The sequence below is a fragment of the Methanocalculus natronophilus genome, from assembly GCF_038751955.1.
GTDB lineage: Archaea > Halobacteriota > Methanomicrobia > Methanomicrobiales > Methanocorpusculaceae > Methanocalculus > Methanocalculus natronophilus.
The window spans coordinates 309,839-332,377 of record NZ_JBCEXH010000001.1; the positions used below are offsets into that span (position 1 = coordinate 309,839).

Here is a 22,539-nt window from a genome sequence, read left to right on the forward strand (position 1 = left end):
ATCTATGAGGTAAATGGATGGTTTCTATCAAACATCTCCTGGCACTGATCATCGCAGTTGCGTTGATCCTTCCCGCCGCTTCAGCAATGGTCGGTGGAGACAAGGCATGGTTTCTGATTCGCTGCAATGTTGATGGTGCAGACGTCTATTTTGGAGGCGATTACGAGGGTCAGATAACAGACGGTGAACTCTATGTTGAGTATTTTGTAACCGGCACCCCCGTGACGGAGTTCCTGGTGACAAAAGATGGCTATACGCCCTATCATGGGTCAATCGACAGGTATCCTGCAATGGGTGAGACCGTCACGCTCTATGCGACCCTGCAGCCAGCCCAGCCCACCCCTGTGGAACCACCGATCGGCGGTGATATCGGCTGGTACACCGTCTATTCAAACGTCGATGGTGCAAACGTCTACTTTGACGGCGAGTACAAAGGTGTTACCGCAAATGGTGAGTTAAATGTGCAGGTCTACACAACTGCAACACCCTATACCACCTACCGGGTGACAAAGAGCGGGTATTCGGATTTCACCGGTCAGATCACCGAGTATCCGGCCATGGGCGAGACCGTGAAGCTGCATGCGAACCTGCAGCCGGTTCAGCCGCAGCCGACCCCGCTCTCGCTCATCGCAGTTCTTGCCGGCATTGCGATAGCCGGAGCAGTCTTCCTTGCCGGACGGCGGGAATAACCTCTCTTTTTCTTTCCAATGGTTCTGATACGGCACGTTGCTTCCCGGGATGTTGCAGATCTCGTCAGGATGGAGACTGCAGGGTCCGGCTTCACCTATGGCGCATATGTCTTCATCCGGCAGATGCAGGAGCTGGCAGGACCTGCCTTCTTTGTCGCAGACGATGAAGGCAGTATTGTTGGCTATACAATAGGGTGTGTATCTTCGGCTTCACGCAGAAAAGGATGGATACTGAGGCTGAAAGTGGAGCCGGAACACCAGGGCAGAGGCATAGGCCGCCTGCTTACAACCAGCATCGAGGAGGCGCTCCAGGAGCTGGGCACACAGGAGATCTGCCTCACGGTATCCCCGAAGAACACCGGTGCGATCGCCCTCTACGAGTCACGTGGCTTTCAGAGAGTATCCTTTGAAGCAGAATATTTTGGCCCTGGAGAAGACCGGATGATCATGCAGAAGACAGGTGCAGGCCAATCCCCGGAGGCACGATAGAGCGTACTGGTTGCAGGCTCCCTCTCTCTCTCTCCAGGTTGAAGCAGAGCATCCACCCGGTTGGAGAAAAGCATATAGTGAAAACCCTTAATGGCATTGTTTCCGATACCATTACTATGAAACTCCTGCTCGCAGTAGCACCAGACCGGTTCCGTGACGAAGAGCTCACCGAACCGATGCGGGTTTTTACCGCCAGTGGAATCGAAACGGTCATCGCATCAACAAAGAAAGGCGATTGCTATGGCATGCTTGGCGAGATCGTCCAGGCTGAGACAACATTTGAGGACGTGACAGCAGACGAGTTTGACGGCATCGTCATTGTCGGAGGAATGGGAGCACAGGACTTCCTCTGGAGCAGTGATCCGCTCATCGGGCTTGTCAGAGCGTTCCATGACAGCGGAAAAGTAACCGCTGCCATCTGCCTCTCTCCTGTCGTCCTTGCGCTCGCAGGCATTCTGAAGCAAAAGAAAGCCACGGTCTTTGCAAGCCCGGCATCCACACGCACCATGAAGGAGATGGGTGCAGAACTGCTTGATGACGCGGTTGTCGTTGAGAACAGGATTGTCACAGCAAACGGGCCGGCAGCCGCACAAGCATTTGGAGACGCGATTGTCGGGTTGCTCAGGCAGTAAGATGAATGCAGAGATTCCGGAAGAAGACTGTACCTTAGTCATTCCGGCATACAACGAGGAGGAGAGGATTGAAAACCTCCTCATTGAATGCCTGGATTTTCATGGCGAAGTGATCGTTGTCATTGACGGGAGCGACAGAACCGGGGATGTTGTCGCTTCCTTCAAGGAGGAACACCCCGGGACAGGGATCATCGCCCTTTACTCCGAAACGCGCCTCGGAAAAGGCGGCGGGATTGCCATGGGGATGAAAAGCGCCTCCCGTTCATATATCGGCTACCTTGATGCGGATGGAGCTGCCGGGATCAGCGAGATGAAGAAACTTTTTGCCAGGCTTGACCGGTATGACGGGGTGATCGGATCGCGATGGGTCGAAGGTGCTCATTTGCCGACTCCCCAGAGCATGACCCGGAAGATTCAGAGCCGGATTTTCAATATAATCATCCATATCCTCTTCGGTATCAGCTTTCTGGACACCCAGTGCGGGGCAAAGGCATTCCGGCGTGAGGTGATCGAAGATGTCCTTGATACTATCAGGGCAACGGGCTTTGAATTTGATGTCGAGCTCATCTGGAAGGCAGAGAAGGCAGGTTTTACCATTCTTGAGCAGCCGATTGTATGGAGCGATAAGGGCGGCTCAACCGTCAGGATCCCAGATACGCTCGCAATGCTGGTTGGGCTCCTGAAGATCCGGTTTTCATGATACAGCCAGCAGATTCAAAGGATCGTATCCAGCATGCCTATCAGCTCTATGAAGAGGGATCCTTTGAAGCGTCGCTGGCACTCTGCGATGGATGGAAGGATTATGCATCCCTTATCCTGGCTGCCGAAAACCTCCTCGAACTCGGGAGGCTCAGTGATGCAGAGGCAGCATTTTGCGATCTCATACAGAGTTTGCCAACGTCCTCACAGCTGCATTTCGGCCTGGCTGAAGTACTGAGGAGAGGGGGCAATCCGGGTGCTGCATCCGAATATGCAGAAGCAATCCGCCTCGACCCTTCCAACATCCGGGCGCTCAGGCGGTATGCAGAAACCCTCGTCTCCCAAGGCGATCACCGGGCTGCCATACCAGTTCAGAAGGAGCTTGCCAGGAGGAGCGGGGAGAAGGACGATCTCTCTTTTTTGATGCAGTCGCTGATCGCAATCGGCGAGGGAAAAGAGGCAACCGACCTCTACAGGCGCTCGGCATTTGCAGGGGTGCATACCACCACCTGGGTAGAGGCGCTCATACAATCGCGGTGCTTTACCGAAGCAGCAGGCGCTGCTGAAGAGGCATGGAGAGATACAGGAGATATCGCATTTCTCCGCCTCTGGCTCTCTGCGCTTGCCCGTATAGATCCAGGGGAGGCAGAGAGGCTTTACCGGCACTACATTCCTGATTATCCCGATACCAAACTTCTCTTCTCTGCAGCACTCCTGGCTAAAAGATGCGGAAATACGACGTACGCAGAGGATCTCATCAGGCAGATCAGGCAGGCTGAAGACGATCCCGTCTATCACCTGGTCCTCTGCGGGCTTCTTGCGGCAGGCGGCGACTATACCGGAGCTGATCGCGAATACAGGCAGCTGCTGGAAGCAGAGCTTCTGAGATTTGAAGACCTGGATTCACTGGTGATGGTCATCGGCACATATATCGACTTCCTCTGCTCGCACATGGATATCGACGCTGCCATACAGGAGATCAAACCTCTTCTTGACCCGCACCCCTCCTGGGTCTCTCTTGTTCCGCTTGCAGAACTCTTCGAAAAAGCAGGAGAGCAGGCAGTCGCCCGTGACACCTTCTACCGCGCCTATCGGAGCGACTCTGTTTTTGGAGGAGTCCCCTATGCTGCATATCTTGCAAGGGCTGGTGAGATGCGGGAGGCAGAGAAGGTGATGCTCTATATCCTCTCCCATATCCAAAATACAGCAAACCTTGAGATGGCTGCAGAGCAGATCATCCAGGGCAGGGAGAAACTCTACAGAAGCAGGAAAATTATTGCAGGGCTGAAAGAGAGGCTTATCCAACAGGCAGACAGCCTCTCGGCAGGGGGGAGGGAGATCCTCTCTGTAGCCTGCCTCTATGCAGCTGCAGATGCCCTCGCTGAAGGCGATTATCGTGCATGCAAGGAAGACTGTCTCCGGGGACTGGACGTGCTGCCATGCTACCCCTCATCAATTGCGATAGAGGATTTTCTTCCGCTCCTTGCACGGGCAAAGGAATCTGCATATAGTGAAGAGCTGGTAATCCGGCTGGAGAGTGGCAGCTCTTCTGCGGATTTGAAGACGAGATCAGTAACAGATATACTCTCCCTCACCGAGAAAGAAAAGCTGGTGCTCTCGTTTCTCAGGGAGCACAGGGAGACCAGTGAGATGGAGCTTCGGACATTTCTTGGCTCCCGCAGGGTTGGCGGGATCATAAACGAAATTATCCGGAAAAGCAGGGATGCTGGAATAACGGTTATAGAGAAGCGTGGTACAGGGGAGAAGGGTGAGATCTATGGATATGTCCGGGACGAGCAGTGAGGATGAGGCAAAACTAAAGAGCATTGGAATAATCAATGCTCTCCGCCGGGGCACTGTCCCTGCTCTTGGCCTTGAACGGCTCGCTGTCGGGGTCGAATCCGAGGAGGAGGTGATCGCCGATCAGCTGAAGTATGTTGCTTCCAGCAGATCTGAGATCAAGTTCGTCAGGGGCGATTACGGGAGCGGCAAGACCTTTTTCATCTCACGGGCCCTTGAAATTGCCAGGCAGAACGGGTTTGCGACCGCCCATATCGTCATATCCCCCGACACTCCCCTTCATAAGCTCGCATCCCTCTACAGCGCAATCATCCGGAACCTCAAAACAGGCACTGAAGAGAACGCCCTCAAAGGTATCATTGATACCTGGATATTCGGGATAGAAGAGCGGCTTATCGATGCGTATGGTGAGGAGGACGAGGAGAAGCTGGCGCTCGCTGCCGCAGAAGAGATAGAGACGTCACTTGCCAGGATAGCTGAAGAGAATACGGGGCTTGCTGCTGCCATCAGGACATACTACCAGGCAAACAACCGGGGCGACTTTGCAATTGCACAGGCAGCACTCGGCTGGATAGCCGGTGAAGAGACGGTCGGCCGGGCATTCAAGGCAGAGGCAGGGCTCCGGGGAGGCGTGGATGAGGAGTCGGCGCTCCCCTTCCTCCGGGGGATCACAAGAATCATCCAGCAGGCAGGCTACCGGGGGCTTGCGGTAGCCTGTGATGAGACCGAGACAACCCAGGCATCATCGCGTCCCCTCCGTGAGCGGGCATATATCAATCTCAGGAGGATTGTTGATTCTGTCGACAGAAACGAGATGCCCGCCTCATTCTTTCTCTTCACCGGGACACCATCCTTCTTTGAAGGGCCAAAAGGGATCCGGGCGCTTCCGCCTCTCTATGACAGGATACAGATACCTGATGACGACGGGTTCAGGAACCTGCGCCAGACACAGATCTCCCTTGAGCGGTTCGATGAGAAGAAGCTGCTTGAGGTGGCGATGCGTGTCATCGAGATCTACCGTGATGCGTATGGTGAGGTGGATTCATCCAGGATCAACCTCAGGTTCATTCGGGTGATGATAAACAGGGTCACCAACCGGTTCGGCGGGAGGATTGATGTGATCCCCCGGCTCTTCCTCAGGTCGTTTGTGGATCTGCTTGACAAGGCCGCACTCTATCCCGGGTTTGATCCAATGGAACAATATAGCTTTGAGAAGAGTTCCACAACAGATATTCGTGAAGAAGAACGAGCGGTGATGGAGATTGAATGGTGAAGAGGTGATGTGACATGGGAATCTTTGATCTGCTGAGCAAGAGCGACTTCAATAAAGGGGTTGAACATCTGGTCGCCGGGTATTATGCCGAAGCCCTTGAGTTCTTTGACCGGGCACTCGCCCGCCGGCCCCGCCATGTCGATACCTGGAACAACCGGGGTGCAGCGCTTGGCCATCTCGGCAGATACGACGAGGCGATTGAATCCTATGACCGGGCACTGGCCCTTGAACCGGGACATCTCCCGGCATGGAACAACCGCGGCAACGCACTTGAGGATCTCGGCAGGTATGACGAGGCACTTGAGTCATATGAGAAGGCACGTGCAATCAACCCCCGGCATGCCGGGACGTGGATGAATCGCGGGACTGTACTCAGCCGCCTTGGCCGGTATGATGAGGCAATTGATGCATTTGAAATGGCAGCTGAACTCGATCCAAAAAATGTGCTTGTGCATATCAGCCGGGCAGAAGCCCTTGATTCACTTGGCAGGTATCCTGAAGCCGTGGAATCCTATGACCGGGCCCTTGACCATGCTCCGGCTTACGTGGATGCGTGGTCCCTGCGGGGAGAGTCGCTCTTCAGGATGGGCAGGTACCAGGATGCGATCGAATCCTGCTACAAGGCAATCGCGATCTACCCGGAGTTCTGCCATGCATGGTATTTCAGTGGCTGTTGCCTTGAAGCACTCGGCAAACATGATGATGCAGTCGAGGCATGGGAGACGGTGATCGGTTTTCCTGCTGAGGCACGGTTTCAGTGGTATTACCGGGGGCTTGCACTTGCGAGGCTAGGCAGGAGTGCAGACGCAGCCGGTGCTTTTGAGGAGGCGCGTGCTGCAGCACGGCTCTGCATTCTCGATCCATCTGATGAGGAGATCGAAGACATGTGTCCATCGCATGCCTGATGTATGAGCAGGTGTGGATGTACACGCTCATTCAACATCGCCCACCAGAGGGGCATTCATTTTTTGATGCTGTTCCTGTGCAATGCTACTCGAGATGAAGGAGTATGGAAACGTACACGAGAGAGTACACCTATCTTTTCTTTCCCAATGACATAGGTATTATAAACAACCATCTCAATAGTAAAGAACGGTTGTAGAGAAGAAGTGACAACAAGAGGCAGAGGTGGAGATTTCATGGATAAAGCGCAGCTCATGGATGTGATCCTGCAACACCAGGAGATCTTTGCAGGGATACCTGAAGATACGATAGAACGGGATATCGACCTGCAGAGATACATGCGTGGAAAAGAGATCGTCATCATTACAGGCATACGGAGATCAGGAAAGAGCACTGTCCTGAAGCTCATTGCAGATCAGTACCAGCAACGGGATGAGTTTATCCTCTTTATCAATTTTGAGGATATCAGGCTCCTCGACATGACAACTGAGAACTATCATGATATTGAAAATATCGCAATAGAGTTGTTCTCCAGCAGGAAGAAGACTGTTTTCTTCTTTGATGAAATACAGTACGCACCTCAATGGGAGCGATGGGTAAACAACCTCCATTTCAAGGGCCATAAAGTCTTCGTCACCGGATCGAATGCGAAGATCCTGGGAGGAGAGATTGCAACATCACTCACAGGACGGAATGTCGTGCTGGATCTCCATCCCTTCAGTCTCCGTGAATTTTTACGGCTCAGAGAGATAGAGATACCGGATGGGCAGCTCCTCACCTCAGATAGATCTGCCGAAATTGTCCATTATTTCAAGGAATATCTTGAATACGGCGGATTCCCCGAGGTAGTGAAAGAGGAAGACATGGAATTATCGGGATATTACTTCAATGACATCCTGAAGAAGGATATCGAAGCCCGCTATATGCTACGTGAACAGGCAGGGCTCGCACGGCTTGCCACCTACCTTGCCTCGAATGCCACCTCCAAATTTTCATATTCAACGCTGAAGAACGTAACAGGGCTGAAGAGCACAAACACAATCAGCCAGTACATCAGGTACTTCAGGGACGCGTACCTCTTCTATACGCTGCCTGCCTTCCATTATTCCCTGAACAAGCAGATTCAGGCATCAAAGAAAGTATATGCAGGGGACAACAGCTTCTTAAATACCGTATCATTTTGTTTTTCTGAAAATACCGGACAGAAACTCGAGAACCTTGTTTTCCTTTATTTATTGCAGGCAAAGAAAGGATATTCCCTCTTCTATCACCAGAATGCATCCGGGAAGGAATGTGATTTCCTGATCATGAAGGAGCCGGCTGTTCTCTCTGCCATCCAGGTATCTGCTGATCTCCAGAACAGCGAGACAAGAAAGAGAGAGATTACCGGGCTGCTTGACGCCCTTCATGAATATGATCTGGCTCTGGGGTACATCCTGACAATGGACAGTTATGGCCATGAGCAGATACAAGGAAAGGAGATCATCATCATCCCTGCATGGAAGTATATGCTCTACCCTGATCTCTATCCATAGAATCCCAACCGATACACAAAATACCTCTCAGCAACCAGATTCTTACTTACATTTGTCCACAACAGATACCATGACCCCATACGCAAGGTGATCCCATGCCAAAAAACCAGTCAATAACCGATATAACCGACGGATGCGATGTTAATTCCCTCTTCCTCCTCGAAGAGATCGGGATACGCACGAAGAGAGATGATGGAAGATACCTCTATGCCACCCTTGCCGACAGCACCGGCAGGATCTCCTGCAAAATCTGGGGGCTGCCGGCACAGCCGGCTCCTGAGATCGAGGCAGTCGGCAGAAGCCTGAAACCAGGAGAAGTCTACCGGATCAGGGGGTTTGCAAAGGTCTTCAATGGCGAATGCGAGATCAATATCAATGACGGTATTGCCGATCTCGCCGCCCCGGTTACCATTCCGGCAGCAGAACACGGAGATTTTGTGTACTCGCCGGTTGATATCAAAGAGACCGCAAAGCAGATCCAGGAACTCGCCGGGACAATCCGGAGTGGTGAGCTCAAGCTGCTTGTCTCGCTTGCACTGATGGATGTCGGTGGTTTTTATGAAAAGCCTGCTGCCAGGAAGCGGCACCATAACTATGCAGGCGGCCTTGCCGAACACTCGTTAGAGACCGCCAGGATTGCAGTTGCCATGGCTGAAGCACAGAAGAGCTACAGGCTCAATCGCGACATCCTGCTTGCCGGAGCGATCCTCCATGATATCGGCAAGGCGCTCTCTTTTGAGAGACAGGGCCTTCTGTTTGTGGCACGTCCGGAGTATGATCTCATCGGCCACATCCCGCTTGGGGTAGCGTTCCTCACCCGGTATAAGGAGTTCCTTGATGACGCAACCTATCTGCACCTCCTCCATATCATCCAGTCCCACCATGGCGACCACGGCGATGTCGCACCCAGAACACCTGAAGCATGGGCTGTCCACCTTGCCGATCTCGCAAGCGCAACCCTCCGGGAGATGGCAGACGATACCGCAGGGCTTGCCCCCGGGGAAGGAAAGTGGAGGGGAGAGAAGAGCAAGCGGCCGGTGTATAGGATATAGAATAATTTTTGTCAATTGCTGAAGAGGAACGGTGAGAGGCGAGAGAGGCATCAAGTCTCACCCCATTACGTATTCCGGCTGAAAATGACGTAAAGAGCAGACGTACACGCCCGGCCGATGTTTTTATTCGTGAGTTCAAAAGAGAGAAACAGATATCAGGCTGAGATAACGTTCACAACCCGAATGTTTCAAGTAATGATCAAAAGCCATTCTGCTTCTCCATACCACCAGACAAGAGAACTATCCCCGCCGCCGCACCCGCACCGACTCCGCATGCCCATATAACCCCTCAGCCTCAGCAAGCGCCTCAACCACATCGCCGATTGCCGCGAGCCCCTCTTCATTCAGGATCTGGACCTGGCTGCGGGTGCAGAAGTGGTGGACGTCAAGCCCTGAATGTACCATCGCATACCCTGCTGTCGGGAGCACATGGTTTGTGCCTGATGCGTAATCGCCGCAGGCAACCGGGGTGTGGGAGCCGACAAAGATCGAGCCCGCATGCCCGACCTCCCCAAGCAGTGCCATCGGATCAGCTACCTGGAGCGAGAGATGCTCAGGCGCAATCCCGTTCATCAGCCGGACTGCCTCGCTCCGGGAAGAGGCAACCACATACCCGGATTTTGCAAGCGCTGCTTCGATAATCTCCCGCCTAGGTGCAGTGGCAAGCATCCGGGCAATCTCCTCCCCGACACGCTCAGCAAGCCCTGGATCGGTCGTCACCAGCACGCTTGGAGAGTTTGGATCATGCTCTGCCTGGGCGATGACATCGGCTGCGATATACACAGGATCAGCAGTCCCATCTGCGATGATCCCGATCTCTGAGGGACCAGCCGGAAAGTCGATCTCCGCATGATCACGGAGGAGCATCTTGGCAGCAGTCACATAGACATTCCCGGGCCCGACGATCTTTGCAACAGGAGAGATCGTCTCTGTTCCAAGCGCCATTGCCGCAATCGCCTGGGCACCGCCGAGCCGGTAGCCTTCGGTGACACCGGCGATATCCATCGCCACCAGGGTGAGCGGATCCGCAGGCGGCGGGGTGCAGCAGACGATCTCAGGCACACCTGCGACCCGTGCCGGGACTGCCGTCATCAGGATGGTTGACGGATACGCTGCACGTCCACCCGGAGCATAGCAGCCGATGCGGGAGAGCGGAGTTGTCCGGACACCGAGTGTGATCCCCGGCTCCACCTCCTCGAGCCAGAGGGACCGGGACGTCTGGAGTTCATGAAACCGGGTGATCCTGGCCTCTGCTTCACAGAGTGCTTCGATGAGGCGATCATCTGCCAGTTCATATGCCTCTTCGATCTCCTCTGCCGGGATCAGGGGCGAATGGATATCCACACCATCAAACCGTTTGGTAAGCTCGATGAGAGCGGTATCACCGCCTTGTTGAACTGCCTCGATGATCTCCCGGACAGCACCCTGCACCCCGGCGATATCACCCCGGCGCTCCTCCTTCCACCCCGAAATGTCAAGTGGCTTCCACATACTCATGCATGCAACCCGGAAGCCATTGAACCTTTCCCGGGAGCAGGCAACAGGCGGCTCTTCAGGGCAGCACACAGGCAGGACGCCAGCACAACAGATTGACAGACAAAACCAGTTATACGCCTGAGCATCCAATACCATATCCAGATGGAATGCACAGTGCTTGCAAGCGGGAGCAGCGGCAACTGCATCTATGTCAACAGCGGTGGAAGCGCCCTCCTCATCGATGCGGGCCTCTCCAAAAAAGAGATCCTCGCAAGGCTTGCCTGTGCAGGCCTTGACCATGAGAGTGTGGATGCGATTCTCCTCACCCATGAGCATACCGACCATGTCCGTGGCGCCGAGGCACTTGCCCGGTCGCTGAACCTGCCACTCACCGGAACAGGAGGCACCCTGACGGCCTTTCGCAGCACACGGCAGTCGATAAAAAAGCCGGCTGAAGCCAGGGCGTGCCGGTATAACACGCCCTTCACTGCAGGAGAGTTCGAGGTTACACCCTTTGCAGTCTCCCATGATGCGGCCGAGCCATGCGGGTACTCGATCCGTTCAGGTGAGACGATCCTCGCTATCATGACAGATACCGGTATCGTCACCCCGCAGATGATGCACTATCTCGAAGCAGCAGATGGGATTGTGCTCGAATCAAACCACTGCCCGGATATGCTGAAAACAGGTCCATACCCTGACTACCTGAAACGGCGGATACGGGGAAAATCCGGGCATCTCTCAAATACACTGGCTGCCGAATGCATCAGAAGCCTCAAAGGATCAGTATCAACCATCATCCTCTCCCACCTAAGCGAGATTAACAATACGCCCACACGTGCATTTGCCGAATCGCAGGACGCACTCGGGCTTGATATGAGCTACATCAACCTCCGGGTGGCATCGCCGGATATCGGCTGTTCATGCCTCCAGAAGACGATCAGGGTCTGAAAAGAAGAAGAGGGGTGTGTACCGGCTAACCGGGCGCCTTCTTCCGGAGTGTGACTGAAGCACCGATAATTGCGCCGGTCTGATCGCGGATCGGCTCAGCCCTCACCACAACCGGTACCTTCTCTTGAGAACGCAGGAGAAGGAAACAGTCATGTTCCAGTGTGGCGGTGGAGCCGTCCTTTAACACCTGGTCATAGGGAAACCCGATCGCCTCGCCAGCAGCATTCTCAAGTACAAGAACCGAGGATACCGGCTGTTCTGCAGCCTCTTCCTGTTTCCACCCAAAGAGTTCTTCACCGATATAGTTTACGAGCACGATATGTGCATCGGCATCAATGCTGACAATGCCCTCAGATGCATGGGAGGGGAGGCCGGATGAGCCTGAGACTTCAGAGAGAAGCATCTCCTCTACCCATCGCTTCTCTGCCATATCGATGTAATGGAGCATCTGTTCGAGCCGTGCGTTTGCCTTTTGCAGCTCTTTTGTCCGCTCGAAAACGAGATCCTCAAGCTCTTCACGGTGCCGCCTGAGTTCTTCATCTATCTTCACGCGGGCGGTGATGTCGCGGAAGATGAGGACAGCTCCCATCAGGTTTTCATCTGCATCAAGGATCGGTGCTGCCGTATACTCCACGTATTGATCTGATCCCTTTGAAGCCTGGAGGATCATGCGTTGATCTGATTGGATTGTTCTCTTCAGAGAGAGTGCCTGCAGAACCGGATCAACCCGCACGCTCTTCTCCGCTTCAGGTTCCAGCACAAATATTACGCCTGATGGTGTTTTGATAACATCCTCCTGCCTGTGTCCAAGCAGGGATTCGGCAGCCGGATTCATGAATTTGATGAGGCCTTCCGTATCTGTTGCGATAATACCCTCTCCCATGCTCTGGATCATCGTCGAGATCCACCGTTCACTCTCCCTCAGCTTCTTCTCAGCAGAGGCTTTATAGAGGCCAATCTCAATTGCGATCTGGAGATCACGTTCAGTAAAGGGTTTTAAGATATACCCATAAGGTTCAGTCACCTTTGCCCGGTTGATGGTCTGTTCTTCTGCAAAGGCGGTCAGGTATACAACCGGTATCGCCATCTCGTCCCTGATAATCCCGGCAGCAGTGATACCATCCATCTCACCTTTCAGAACAATATCCATCAGTACAATATCAGGCTCCTGTTTTCTGACCTGCTCGACTGCATCTTCGCCAGAGACAGAGGTGCCGACGACATCATAGCCCATAGCCATGAGACGACTTTTTATATCGATTGCAATGATTGCTTCATCTTCGACAATATAGACCCGGTGTTGCCCCATATCCATCAGCTCCGCTCCCTGTACTGCAGGGGTTTGAATAGAATCGTAAAGGTCGTCCCATTGGTTCGTTTCAGATCAACTGCCCCGTCCAGTTGCGAGACGAGTGATGAGACGAGCAGCAGTCCAAGAGACCTGGTCTTCCCGATATCAACAGACGAAGGAATTCCGACACCATCATCTGCTACCACCAGGATGAACCTCCCTTTCCCGTCAGGATGCATGGAGATTTTGATGGTGCCCTCCCTCTCATCAGGAAACGCATGCCGGAGGGCATTTGAAACCAGCTCATTCAGGAGAAGTCCAAGCGGGACTGACGTATCAGGATTGAGTTTTGCATTCTGGACATCGTACTCCACTGATACATTCTTTGCTGTTTCGCTGTATTCCCGCAGGAGACTCTGGGTAATCCTTGTTGTGTATTCTGAAAAGTCTATCAGCCCGAGTTCCTTTGTCCGGTAGAGGTGCTCATATACATACCCAAGTGCCCGGACACGGTTCTGGCTGTCTGTCAGGTACCCGATGACCAATGGATCATCGACAAACTGTGCCTGAAGATTGATCAGGCTTGAGATCACCTGGAGATTATTCTTGACACGGTGGTGCACCTCGCGGAGCAGCACTTCTTTCTCGGCGAGCGCTTCCTCGATCAGGAGTTCGGTTTCTGCTGTTCCCGCAACCTTTGAGAGAGAGAGCAGGTAGTATTCCCGTCCGCTCAGGTTCATCAGTCGTGGACGGATCAGGTATTCACTGGCAGTGCCTGTTGTATCAGCAATACTCTGAATGAAGCTCTCTCTCTCCTCCATAACAGCATTCCTGATCTTCTGCTCAAGGACACCTCGTGCAGCAGCCTGATCTGAGCCTGTACGAATGACTGATGCTAGAGCAAGGGAGAGATCAAGCCCCTCGGGCGTTCCAAAAGTCTTTGCCAGGGACCTGTTGATGGCGACAACAGCTCCACTCTTCTTCTCCAGTATCAGCATACTGTCAGGTGCTTTCTGAAATGATTGAATAAACAACTCTTCCCTCATCATCTGGGATCAATCCTCTCGAATCTTCAGTACATTCATTGCAAAACTATCGATTATCGGAATAAGTGCTTCTCTACTCCTCTTCTCCCGTGCGGGATCACCAGAGAAGGCATCCTCTTCAAGGTAGGCAAGCAGCCTGACGATGTAGGTTAGCCCCGGGTACTGCATGGCGAAGAAGTCGCGCTTCTCCCGTGCTGCTGAATCATTCCTCTGGAGCACCAGAAACGCATACTCGAGCAGGAGAAGGAGGTATGCAGGAAACCCCCGTATGATAGCAAGTTTTCGAAACCGGTAAAAGATCTGTTTATTCCTGGTCACAAGCGCCAGCTTCAGGCCATAGTAGACCGGCTCAACACCGTCAGGCATGACCCGGACCATCGTCTGAAGAATTTTTGCCGCTGATTCAAACGATTCCTTCAAAAGGGCATCAGAAAAAGCAATCCGTAAGAAACTGATATCATCAGGAAACTGTTCTGTTCCCTCTTTCAGGAGGAGATCAAACTTCTCACCATCATCGTCATGCTCTGCTTTTGCAAGACCAATATCAACAAACCAGCGTTCATACGGAAACCATTCTCTTGCCTGTGCATAGATTCTCCAGAATATGGCATCAAGTGTTGCCTCTTCATCCACATTCAGGACCTGGTGATCTACCAGGGCGGGCTGTTTGCGTGCAAGTTCCATCAGCTGCTCACGTGCATGGAGCACCATTTCGGAGGGGCGTGTATCCGGAAAACCATTGGTTCTGACTTTGGATTCAACCAGTTTACTCCTGCCTGCATCCGTGCTATACTCAGGCAGATCCGGGTGGGCAGCAGGGAGTGTCTCATCCATCTTCAGGTAGCACCAGGCAAGGGCAAAGCCGATCCGGGGATCATAATACTGGTATTTTCTCAGCAGTTCAGTGGCATTTGCATAGTTTCCTCTCGTGATCCGATGAATCCCCGAAACCAGGTCAAGCGCACCTCTTCCGCCAGCACCCGGCTTCTTCTCTTTCAGGACACTCCCGAGAAGTTCATTATATGCTGGTTCGTCTCTATGGGAGCTCGTCCGAAAGATATGGCAGGCGATCTCATCCAGGAAGTGAGTATAATCCGGCACAGGGATATGGGGGAGGGAACTTTTGATTGTTGATTCGACCTGGTCAAAGAAGAGCGTGAGAGATTTGTCTATTGCCTCACTATTATTGGAAATATACGTGAAGAACCTGCTTTGTATATCTTCAAGTTGTTCCTGCCCGGGATCATCAGGAACCGCCAGATCATCCATAATCAGTGATGACTGTTATAGGACTATAAGAAAATTACTGTTTCGCCTCCCCACCCCGCCTGTCACCGCTTCCGGCAGCTTTGGTATACCGCATCTCAATTGAGGCGACTGTTTCAATCTCGTCCATACGCTTGTCATCCCGAAGACGGATGAAGCGGGGGAATCTCAGGGCAAAGCCGGACTCATAATTCGGGCTCTTCTGGATCTCTGAGTATCCGACTTCAAAGATTATCCCCGGTTCAAAGAGGACGTCCTTGCCGGTTGTGCTGATCACGCGGTCAGAAAAGAGTGTATACAGCTCAGCCAGCATCTCGTCACTGATACCGGTTGCCACCCTTGACACCGGGAGCAGCAGTCCCTGGTCATCCTGGCAGGCAAGGAGAAAGGAGCCAAAATGGTGCGCCCGTCTTCCTTCACCCCATTCACCGCCAATGACCGCAAGATCCATCGTCTCGACCTCGGGTTTGCATTTGATCCAGTGTTTCCCCCTGTTCCCCGGTATATAGGGTGAATCCGGTGCTTTCAGCATGATCCCTTCATGGCCCGAGTCCAGGGCCTTCTGGTAGAATTCTTCGAGACGATCCGGGTCACTGGATCTGATCTGCTCTGCGATACACCCGCGAAGAGCTTCTTCAAGGTGTTTTCTCCGCTCAGTGAGAGGCAGGTCAATGAGGCTCTCGCCATCCCGGTAGAGGATATCAAAGACACAGGGGATCATCTGTATCCTGGATGCATGATCGGCAACACCATGTTTTCTCCGGATACGCCTGAGCACGGTCTGAAACGGCATGGGCCTTCCGTTTTCGACTGCGACAACCTCCCCATCAAGAATGAGATCCCCGGTGATACGGGATCGAAGCTGTTCTGCAATATCTGGGAGGGAATCTGTGATATTCTCAAGCCTCCGGGAGTAGATGACGATCCGATCACCTGATGCATGGAGCTGAAACCTGGATCCGTCATACTTGTATTCGGCACAGACCTCGCGGGAGTCAGTGGTCATCTCCTCAATGGATCCAGCCTGTGCCAGCATCATCCTGACAGGCCTGAAGAGCTCGATTCCGGCTGTCCGAAGAGCTGCTGGATCAAAACCTGCGAGGCGTGCAACTTCACCGAGGTCGTTTTTAACCTGGTGGGCACGGGTGATCAGATCCGGCTCAAGAGAGAATGCCTTTGCAATAGAGTCACGGACATTCCCCTCACCGACACCGATCCGGAGTTCTTCGAGCATCAGGCGGGTGAGATACCGGCCTTCAAGCGGGGAGGCATTTGAGAGGAGATAGCGGACATGCCTCATCTTCTCTCTCTGTGACTTCTCCCCGCCGGTATCTGCCATCTTCTCAAAAGTGGCATGAACGTCACAGAGGAGCAGTTCCTCGGTAAAGAAGGTGGTCTGCGTCTTTTCAGCCAGGATAATCTCAACTGCCTGGCCGGCATCGCCTATCCTGTTTACAAGATCGATTACATCACCCCGTTTTTTCCCGGCAACATAGGCCGCAGCATCATAGAGGAGATGCGGACCAATGCCAAGGTGTGCCGGGCTCCAGTCAGCAAAGATCAATCCCCTGATATATCGGACAAATATTGGAAGATTCGCTTCATCAAGGCCAGGAAGGATCTCTGCAATAGAATCGATCATCTCAAGTCTGCCGCTGAGCTTCCCGATCCGATCACATATATCTGCAAATTCTGAAAAGCGCATACACTCGTGTGTACCTCTCCCCAGGCTGAAATGAAGGTATTGATCTGCTTCTTTTGAAAAACAAAAATATTCAGGCAAAGTCAGCAAATGTCTTCTGGAACCGTATCTCCCTGAGCAGATCAGCGTGTGCATACCAGAACGGCGAGCCGAGAAGCTCTGTGACCTGTGCTTCTGCGCTGCTGCGATCCGGGCAGCAGATGGGATCAGACTGCATGGCAGCGCGGGTCGCCTCCCGGATCACCCAGGTACCAAGCGGCGCCCAGTAATCGCCTGAGATATCGCGTATCACAAGTGCCCGTGCCGTCCTTCCGCGTGACTCAAGGTATTCAAGAACAGCAAGCCTGGCGGAGTAGTATGCCCCCGCCAGGGGAGAATACCCCTTTTTTTTCCTCTTCTCCCCATCTGAGACCACCACATCAGACGTTTTGCCCCAGAGAGAATGTTTCTGCCATCGCTCGATCATCTCAAAGAAAAAGTCAGTTGAAGGGATGAGCAGCACAACAATCGTGTTCCCATATAGTGTTGCTGAAAAGACCAAGATATCTGAGAGGGGGCTCAGCCGTTCGACACGCCGCCTGAGATCACGGGAGATCATATCGTCAACTGCAGTGATCGACCACCGTGTCGGGACAAATCTCCGTTTTGACCCAAGCAGCCCGGCTGTGAGGAGGTTTGCAATCCTGTATACATCCACGTTATCCCTGTGGAGCGCTGTGACGGCATCTGCTGCCAGCAGATCGGTATCAGAGGTATACCGATCAACTGCCGGTTCGACAACGGCGTTATCAAGAATATCAATCTTCTTCAACTGCCCGGCAAGGCCAACCGGGGCGACCGTGCCGTCAAATGAGAGATCAAAGCTGATAGGTCTGGCAAACCGTGCCTCGACATCAAGGGGCCTGCCTGAGAGGGCCACCTCCTGAACCTTCTCCAGGACCAGCCGGACATCCTGAGAGCCCCTGATTGACCGCGACCGGATTCTGACAATATCATCTATTGAAAGGCGATCGGAGATCCAGTCTGTTGGCAGGTCAGTCTCCCGGAGCAGGAGCGGGCCGCCAACAACCCTGGGGTACCCGCCGCTCCCGATGAGGACCGAGGGTGCGGGTCCCATATAGTCAGATACAGGCTTTTCACTGGTCTGCGCATAGAAACGCTGGAGAACGGGGCATTTCGGCAGGCCGCAGAGACCTTTGCCCTTGCATCCGGCACATTGCATCACCTGAGATCCCTCAGGATGCAGATCCGGTCAGAGAACTCCTCCAGAAGCCTGGCAACAACCATATCCCAGCAGAGATCCCGATGGTTTGGGATGCTGGCTGCGATCTCCGGGCCAAGCTCGTCATCTGTACCAGAGAGTACATGGACGATGACCGAACCCGGTGCATAGGCTTCAGGCACGATACCGTCAGCATCGCCATCCGTGATGCCAAAGACAGGAACACCGGCAACCGCCCCGATATGGCCGCAGGCAAGCGTTGTGTCATCGCCTATGGTCAGGATGCCACAGGTATCCGGGGTGATCTGCCGGTAGATGGTGAGGGCCCCGTGATCGATTATGCTGATTCTGCCGCAGGGTGGGGCGGTGCGGTGTGATTCTTCCGGCCTGATCGATCTGATCGGACCGGTTTTGCACCATGCCCGATCAAGCGGGGGGCAGCCTCTTGCATGCAGCCTCAAAAGACCGGATTCCTTTGGGCAGAGGCCGGAGACCGGGACAAGCCTGCCCGCCTCCCGGGAGAGGATGACATGATCAGAGGTGGCATGCCCGATTGTGATCCCCTCTACCATAACCGGCTCCCCGGGCAGACACCCGGAGATCTGCCGGAGATCAGGGTCATCGCCGTCTTCCGACTGCAGAGCCACCATCCGGTACCCGAGGGTTGCTGCGATCTCGTCAGCACGTTGCGTGTTGCCGCCATTCCAGGCATAGCAGGTGCAATCCGAGCACTCGAGATGGATCAGCCCGCGATCCTGTCGTATCCTGGATGCGACGATCTCCCCAAACCGTCGCCCGGATGCCGGAGTCTTCCCCCTGTTGACAAGGATACAGTCACCATCAATTCCATTGATGACACCAGATGGCGGCAGATCGGCAAAGCTGACCGGAAGCCCGCTCTCCCGCGCTGCGGTCCTCCCCATCACACCTGCCACCACAAGAGAATCCGGGGCAAGCAGACGCGCAATCCATGCTGCATCGCCTTCATCAAAGACCAGTGGGCCATGAAAGATGCAGATCAGGGGACGTGTCAACATCTGATCAGGGGTATTGGTTGTCTGCGTAGATAGCCTCTCGTATGAGTATTACCAATATAATAAAAAGTATTAAATCGGAGAGAAACATACACAATACTGTCCCATCAGGACACACCATCCAGACCGGGCGCGTCAATCTCTGGCACGTCCCACACCTTAGCACCAGGGATTACACCCCCTGTTTTCAGCAGGGGGAGATCCCACAACACCCGATACGCTCCCGGACAATGGATCATATGGCGCATCCGTTATTGAATACACGTTCGCAGTGACTGCTTTTTTTATTCGCTCTCTCAAAGTAAGGGCGGGGTTTTGAGGATTTTTATCAATCAGTTAACCCAAACCGGTTCCGGATAATCTTCAGCCGGCATTACGGAATCGGGGAGGATACATCATCCCGGCTCAGTCAATGAGGAGGAGGCCGACAGACCGGATATTTCCATGCATGATCTTTCCGTATTCCATTCCCTCGCAGGGTATTGGCGTAATCTCCCATCCAACCTTTCGTGCGGTTGCAATAACATCCATCCCGACTGCTTCCATGCTCGGGCGGAGACGGTCAGGGTGAAGGCACTTCCGCCTGAGACTCTCATCCGCAACCCCCATACACTCCTCGACAACACAAACGTCACAGAAGATGCAGGGGTATGCACCAAAGCCGAATACCTTGTAAAACCCATCATAAAAGGCAGTCTTCTCAAGCTCCCACATTGTATCCCAGATCCAGAGGATCATCTCCCGGTAAAATCCATGGAAATCAGCTGGGATATCCTCAGGCTGAATCACCGGGTGTGCCGGATCACCATCGAACCTGACAAGCATGGCATGCCGGTATCCCATCAGGACACGCCGCGTCTCTTCCGGGCCCGGGGTATAGGGAGGACAGCTCAGATGCTTTCCGTATCCTTTGCATCCAAACCTGCACTTCATCCGGACCCAGTCTGCAACAACAATCTCCTCCACAGGTAGTTCTGCTGCTATACCGCCCCGTTTCTCTGCAATAGCAAAGAGAGAGGCGATCTCGGATTTCAGGGTCTGTGTTGTCACCTGCACCACATCATGGTGCACTGTTCTGTTGAGATGATAAAGATTGGGATGGAGCAGGGCGCTTACTCGACACCTGAGGGGTATCCCCGTTTCTCAAGAGCGGAATCGATGATGTGCCGGGAAGAGCAGAGTTCGCATCCGGCATACTGATCGATCCTGACAACAGGGATCTCAAGTCCTGCTGCTTTCAGGTCGGCTTCAAGAGCTTCGGTCGTAAAACGCTGGTTGAACCCGATGGTGATGATATCCGGCCGAATCTCCCGTATCGGGGAGAACCGGTCTCTCTGGTCCCCAAGGACAGCATGATCGACCGGCTTTAATCCACGAACCATCTCAAGGCGCTGATCTTCGGGGACGATTGGCCGGGGCTTATAGGGAAGAACATTCTGGTCACGCGCAACAATCACCCAGAGCTCATCTCCAAGCGCCTTTGAGGCATTCAGGTAATGGAGATGGCCCGGGTGGACGATATCAAAAGTCCCGGTTGCAACAACCCGTTTCATGAAATCACCTCGAGACTGCGTTCTGTGCCATTGGCCGAATATGCCTGCCAGTCATCGGCTCCATAGGGGTAGCCGATGATCAGGTGGCAGTTGCCAAACCGCGGGAAGAACCCGATATCCGCTTCAGATGGTCGGATGACACCATTTGGATGGCTGTGAGCGCTGCCCGAGAATGACATGCCAAGCGGAATCATATCTGTCAGAACAGATGCGCTTCGCTCATCAAGACGGGTGCCGGGAAGGAGGTTTATCCCGGATAAGACCCCGTCCTCGGATTCGAGAAGTGCGACAAATTCGAGGGGGTGCTGGCTCTTTGCCATTTCAAGCAGTGTATGGAGCGTATCCCGGCTTATGGCACGGATCTTCATCTCTGTATATATCTCTTTTAAAAGGCTATCAATGCTTTGAAGCTGTAATGCATGTTCCAATATGAAAAAACCCTTTTCAAAATCCTGAATAGAGAGGCAGAACAAGTACTCCTCCTTGTTGCAGAAGAGAAGATCCAGCCAGCAGGCTTTGGGGATCGTAACGATAGACGGCAGAGAGATCCCCTATGAGAATGTTGTCAATCCCCGGAGAAAGCGGGTGGCAATCACGATAAATGATGATCTCTCTGTTGAGATCAGATCCCAAAAACACCTGCGGGAAGATGCGGCTATTGCACTGATCAGGTCAGCAGAAAACTGGATTGCCGATGCCCTGAGGAGAAAGGAGATCGATCTGCAGAAGAGGCCGCAGAGAAGGTATGCAGACGGGGAGACGATTTCCTATCTCGGCAGGACACTCACGGTCCGGCAGCTCAAAGGAGAGACGGCAGTCTCAGCCAGGATATGGAAAGACCAGCTCCAGATCCGGTTGCCGCCGCATACCGTGCCTGTTGAGGCAGATGAAACGATCCGGGGCCTCGTGATGGATGCATACAGAGAGGCAGTCCGGCCTGTTGCCGAAGATATGGCAGCGTGTGCCGCAGCTGTAATCGGGGTTGACAGGCCACGTATCCGGTTTGGGTACCAGAAACGGCGGTTTGGTTCATGCACACCCAAAAACGGGATCATCATCAACCTCCGGATAGTCCAGGCACCCCCGGAGTACCTGAGGTATGTGATCACACACGAGACCTGCCACCTCATCGAGAAGAACCACCAGAAGCGGTTCTGGGAACTTGTCGGAACAGTCATGCCCGGGTATGCGCAGCTGCATGCCGACCTGCAGAAGAACGGGATGCAGTATTATTTCTAAGCAGATCCCTGCTAGAAGAATCGCCTCTTTCGCCCTTCTCCTGCACTTTTCATGCCGGGTAACGCCTCAATATCCTTTTTGATTCCGGGCAGCCGTCTCTGCACCATATTCCAGATAAGCCGGTTGTCTGTCCCGTAACAGGGAGAGACCAGACCAGGCAAAGCCGAGAGCAGATCCCAGGGAACAGAAGGGTGTGCTGCCTTGTACTCATCAGGGATACTGAGACTCTCCAGACCAATTGTCTGGAGAAGGGAGTAGACGGCATGCCGGGTTTTGGTATCAGAGAGGAAGACCTCATAAATGATCCCGCGGCAGAAGAGTTCGATATCAGCAATGGAGCGGAGAATCTCCTGCAGGAAGGCGAGCACCTGCACCTGCCCAACCGGCTCTGCCTGCATGATACAGGGCGTCATCTCATCACGGAGCGCTTTCAGGGAGATTACAGAGGCCGTATGACCGGTTTTTTCCCGTATAAAAACAGATAATCCTGCCATATCCAGGAGATCGCGATCATCTGCGAATGCGGCGATCACGTGCAGGTTCTCTGTTCCGGGAAACGGTGGTGTGAAGACACCAAGCTGTGTCACCCCAAAAGAATCGGCCATCTCGGCTTTTTTGCTTTTCAGGATAGATACAACCTCTTTTCTGGAGCGCATCCTACAGCAGCACCTTCCTTCGCATACTATA

The 22,539-nt window shown here is 53.5% G+C and carries 22 protein-coding genes; 11 read left to right on the forward strand and 11 right to left on the reverse strand.

All coding sequences use genetic code 11. The annotated features are described in order from the left end of the window. Nucleotides 1-17: 17 nt before the first annotated feature. From ABCO64_RS01645 to ABCO64_RS01685, 9 genes are all read left to right on the forward strand, one after another. Nucleotides 18-689, forward strand: coding sequence for a PEGA domain-containing protein (locus tag ABCO64_RS01645; protein WP_253457841.1), 672 nt, complete (start codon nucleotides 18-20; stop codon nucleotides 687-689). A gap of 18 nt (nucleotides 690-707) precedes the next feature. Then, nucleotides 708-1,178 (forward strand): GNAT family N-acetyltransferase, encoded by a 471-nt coding sequence (locus ABCO64_RS01650; RefSeq protein WP_253457844.1) that lies wholly within the window; start codon nucleotides 708-710, stop codon nucleotides 1,176-1,178. A gap of 116 nt (nucleotides 1,179-1,294) precedes the next feature. Continuing rightward, nucleotides 1,295-1,810, forward strand: coding sequence for a DJ-1/PfpI family protein (locus tag ABCO64_RS01655; RefSeq protein ID WP_253457847.1), 516 nt, complete (start codon nucleotides 1,295-1,297; stop codon nucleotides 1,808-1,810). A gap of 1 nt (nucleotide 1,811) precedes the next feature. Next, nucleotides 1,812-2,510: a dolichyl-phosphate beta-glucosyltransferase gene (locus tag ABCO64_RS01660; RefSeq protein WP_253457850.1), complete on the forward strand. Its 699-nt coding sequence runs from the start codon at nucleotides 1,812-1,814 to the stop codon at nucleotides 2,508-2,510. Next, the gene (locus tag ABCO64_RS01665; RefSeq protein WP_253457852.1) at nucleotides 2,507-4,312 is read left to right on the forward strand and encodes a tetratricopeptide repeat protein; all 1,806 of its coding nucleotides are present in this window, start codon (nucleotides 2,507-2,509) and stop codon (nucleotides 4,310-4,312) included. Before ABCO64_RS01660 ends, ABCO64_RS01665 begins: the two co-directional genes overlap by 4 nt. Continuing rightward, complete coding sequence (gene brxD / locus ABCO64_RS01670) at nucleotides 4,287-5,582, forward strand: BREX system ATP-binding protein BrxD (protein ID WP_253458174.1); 1,296 nt, start codon at nucleotides 4,287-4,289, stop codon at nucleotides 5,580-5,582. Before ABCO64_RS01665 ends, brxD begins: the two co-directional genes overlap by 26 nt. A 14-nt stretch (nucleotides 5,583-5,596) precedes the next feature. Then, on the forward strand, nucleotides 5,597-6,487 hold the full coding sequence (locus ABCO64_RS01675) for a tetratricopeptide repeat protein (RefSeq protein ID WP_253457855.1): 891 nt from the start codon (nucleotides 5,597-5,599) through the stop codon (nucleotides 6,485-6,487). 234 nt (nucleotides 6,488-6,721) lie between these two features. Beyond that, nucleotides 6,722-8,020, forward strand: coding sequence for an ATP-binding protein (locus tag ABCO64_RS01680; protein WP_253457858.1), 1,299 nt, complete (start codon nucleotides 6,722-6,724; stop codon nucleotides 8,018-8,020). A 95-nt stretch (nucleotides 8,021-8,115) separates the two neighbouring features. Further along, nucleotides 8,116-9,072, forward strand: a complete 957-nt coding sequence (locus ABCO64_RS01685; protein ID WP_253457860.1) for an HD domain-containing protein — start codon at nucleotides 8,116-8,118, stop codon at nucleotides 9,070-9,072. A 240-nt stretch (nucleotides 9,073-9,312) separates the two neighbouring features. On the opposite strand, the gene hisD is transcribed toward ABCO64_RS01685, so the two are convergent. After that, complete coding sequence (gene hisD / locus ABCO64_RS01690) at nucleotides 9,313-10,563, reverse strand: histidinol dehydrogenase (protein ID WP_253458177.1); 1,251 nt, start codon at nucleotides 10,561-10,563, stop codon at nucleotides 9,313-9,315. 147 nt (nucleotides 10,564-10,710) lie between these two features. Here hisD and ABCO64_RS01695 point away from each other — a divergent pair, with 147 nt between their 5' ends. Then, nucleotides 10,711-11,499: an MBL fold metallo-hydrolase gene (locus ABCO64_RS01695; RefSeq protein WP_253457863.1), complete on the forward strand. Its 789-nt coding sequence runs from the start codon at nucleotides 10,711-10,713 to the stop codon at nucleotides 11,497-11,499. A gap of 25 nt (nucleotides 11,500-11,524) precedes the next feature. Here the strand turns inward: ABCO64_RS01695 and ABCO64_RS01700 are convergent, their stop codons facing one another. The 9 genes from ABCO64_RS01700 to ABCO64_RS01740 form a co-directional block, all read right to left on the reverse strand. Next, on the reverse strand, nucleotides 11,525-12,814 hold the full coding sequence (locus ABCO64_RS01700; protein WP_253457866.1) for a PAS domain S-box protein: 1,290 nt from the start codon (nucleotides 12,812-12,814) through the stop codon (nucleotides 11,525-11,527). After that, nucleotides 12,814-13,788, reverse strand: a complete 975-nt coding sequence (locus ABCO64_RS01705; protein ID WP_253457869.1) for a sensor histidine kinase — start codon at nucleotides 13,786-13,788, stop codon at nucleotides 12,814-12,816. The genes ABCO64_RS01700 and ABCO64_RS01705 overlap by 1 nt, the downstream gene beginning before the upstream one ends. A gap of 57 nt (nucleotides 13,789-13,845) precedes the next feature. Continuing rightward, nucleotides 13,846-15,105 (reverse strand): hypothetical protein, encoded by a 1,260-nt coding sequence (locus ABCO64_RS01710; protein ID WP_253457872.1) that lies wholly within the window; start codon nucleotides 15,103-15,105, stop codon nucleotides 13,846-13,848. Nucleotides 15,106-15,139: 34 nt separating this feature from the next. Beyond that, complete coding sequence (locus ABCO64_RS01715; protein WP_253457875.1) at nucleotides 15,140-16,807, reverse strand: ATP-dependent DNA ligase; 1,668 nt, start codon at nucleotides 16,805-16,807, stop codon at nucleotides 15,140-15,142. A gap of 70 nt (nucleotides 16,808-16,877) precedes the next feature. Beyond that, entirely contained in the window at nucleotides 16,878-18,026 is a 1,149-nt protein-coding gene (locus tag ABCO64_RS01720; RefSeq protein WP_253457878.1) for a hypothetical protein, read from the reverse strand. Then, nucleotides 18,026-19,063 carry a DUF2117 domain-containing protein gene (locus tag ABCO64_RS01725; RefSeq protein ID WP_253457881.1) on the reverse strand — a complete coding sequence of 346 codons (1,038 nt, stop codon included), beginning with the start codon at nucleotides 19,061-19,063 and terminating at the stop codon, nucleotides 18,026-18,028. The genes ABCO64_RS01720 and ABCO64_RS01725 overlap by 1 nt, the downstream gene beginning before the upstream one ends. A gap of 402 nt (nucleotides 19,064-19,465) precedes the next feature. Further along, entirely contained in the window at nucleotides 19,466-20,110 is a 645-nt protein-coding gene (locus ABCO64_RS01730; RefSeq protein WP_253457884.1) for a DUF2284 domain-containing protein, read from the reverse strand. Nucleotides 20,111-20,172: 62 nt separating this feature from the next. Further along, nucleotides 20,173-20,613, reverse strand: coding sequence for an FAD synthase family protein (locus ABCO64_RS01735; protein ID WP_253457887.1), 441 nt, complete (start codon nucleotides 20,611-20,613; stop codon nucleotides 20,173-20,175). Next, nucleotides 20,610-20,981, reverse strand: a complete 372-nt coding sequence (locus ABCO64_RS01740; RefSeq protein WP_253457890.1) for a Mov34/MPN/PAD-1 family protein — start codon at nucleotides 20,979-20,981, stop codon at nucleotides 20,610-20,612. The genes ABCO64_RS01735 and ABCO64_RS01740 overlap by 4 nt, the downstream gene beginning before the upstream one ends. Nucleotides 20,982-21,096: 115 nt before the next feature. Here ABCO64_RS01740 and ABCO64_RS01745 point away from each other — a divergent pair, with 115 nt between their 5' ends. Next, nucleotides 21,097-21,852, forward strand: a complete 756-nt coding sequence (locus ABCO64_RS01745; protein ID WP_253457893.1) for a M48 family metallopeptidase — start codon at nucleotides 21,097-21,099, stop codon at nucleotides 21,850-21,852. Between the two features lie 11 nt (nucleotides 21,853-21,863). Here the strand turns inward: ABCO64_RS01745 and ABCO64_RS01750 are convergent, their stop codons facing one another. Further along, nucleotides 21,864-22,508: a HepT-like ribonuclease domain-containing protein gene (locus ABCO64_RS01750; protein ID WP_253457896.1), complete on the reverse strand. Its 645-nt coding sequence runs from the start codon at nucleotides 22,506-22,508 to the stop codon at nucleotides 21,864-21,866. Nucleotides 22,509-22,539: the final 31 nt, after the last annotated feature.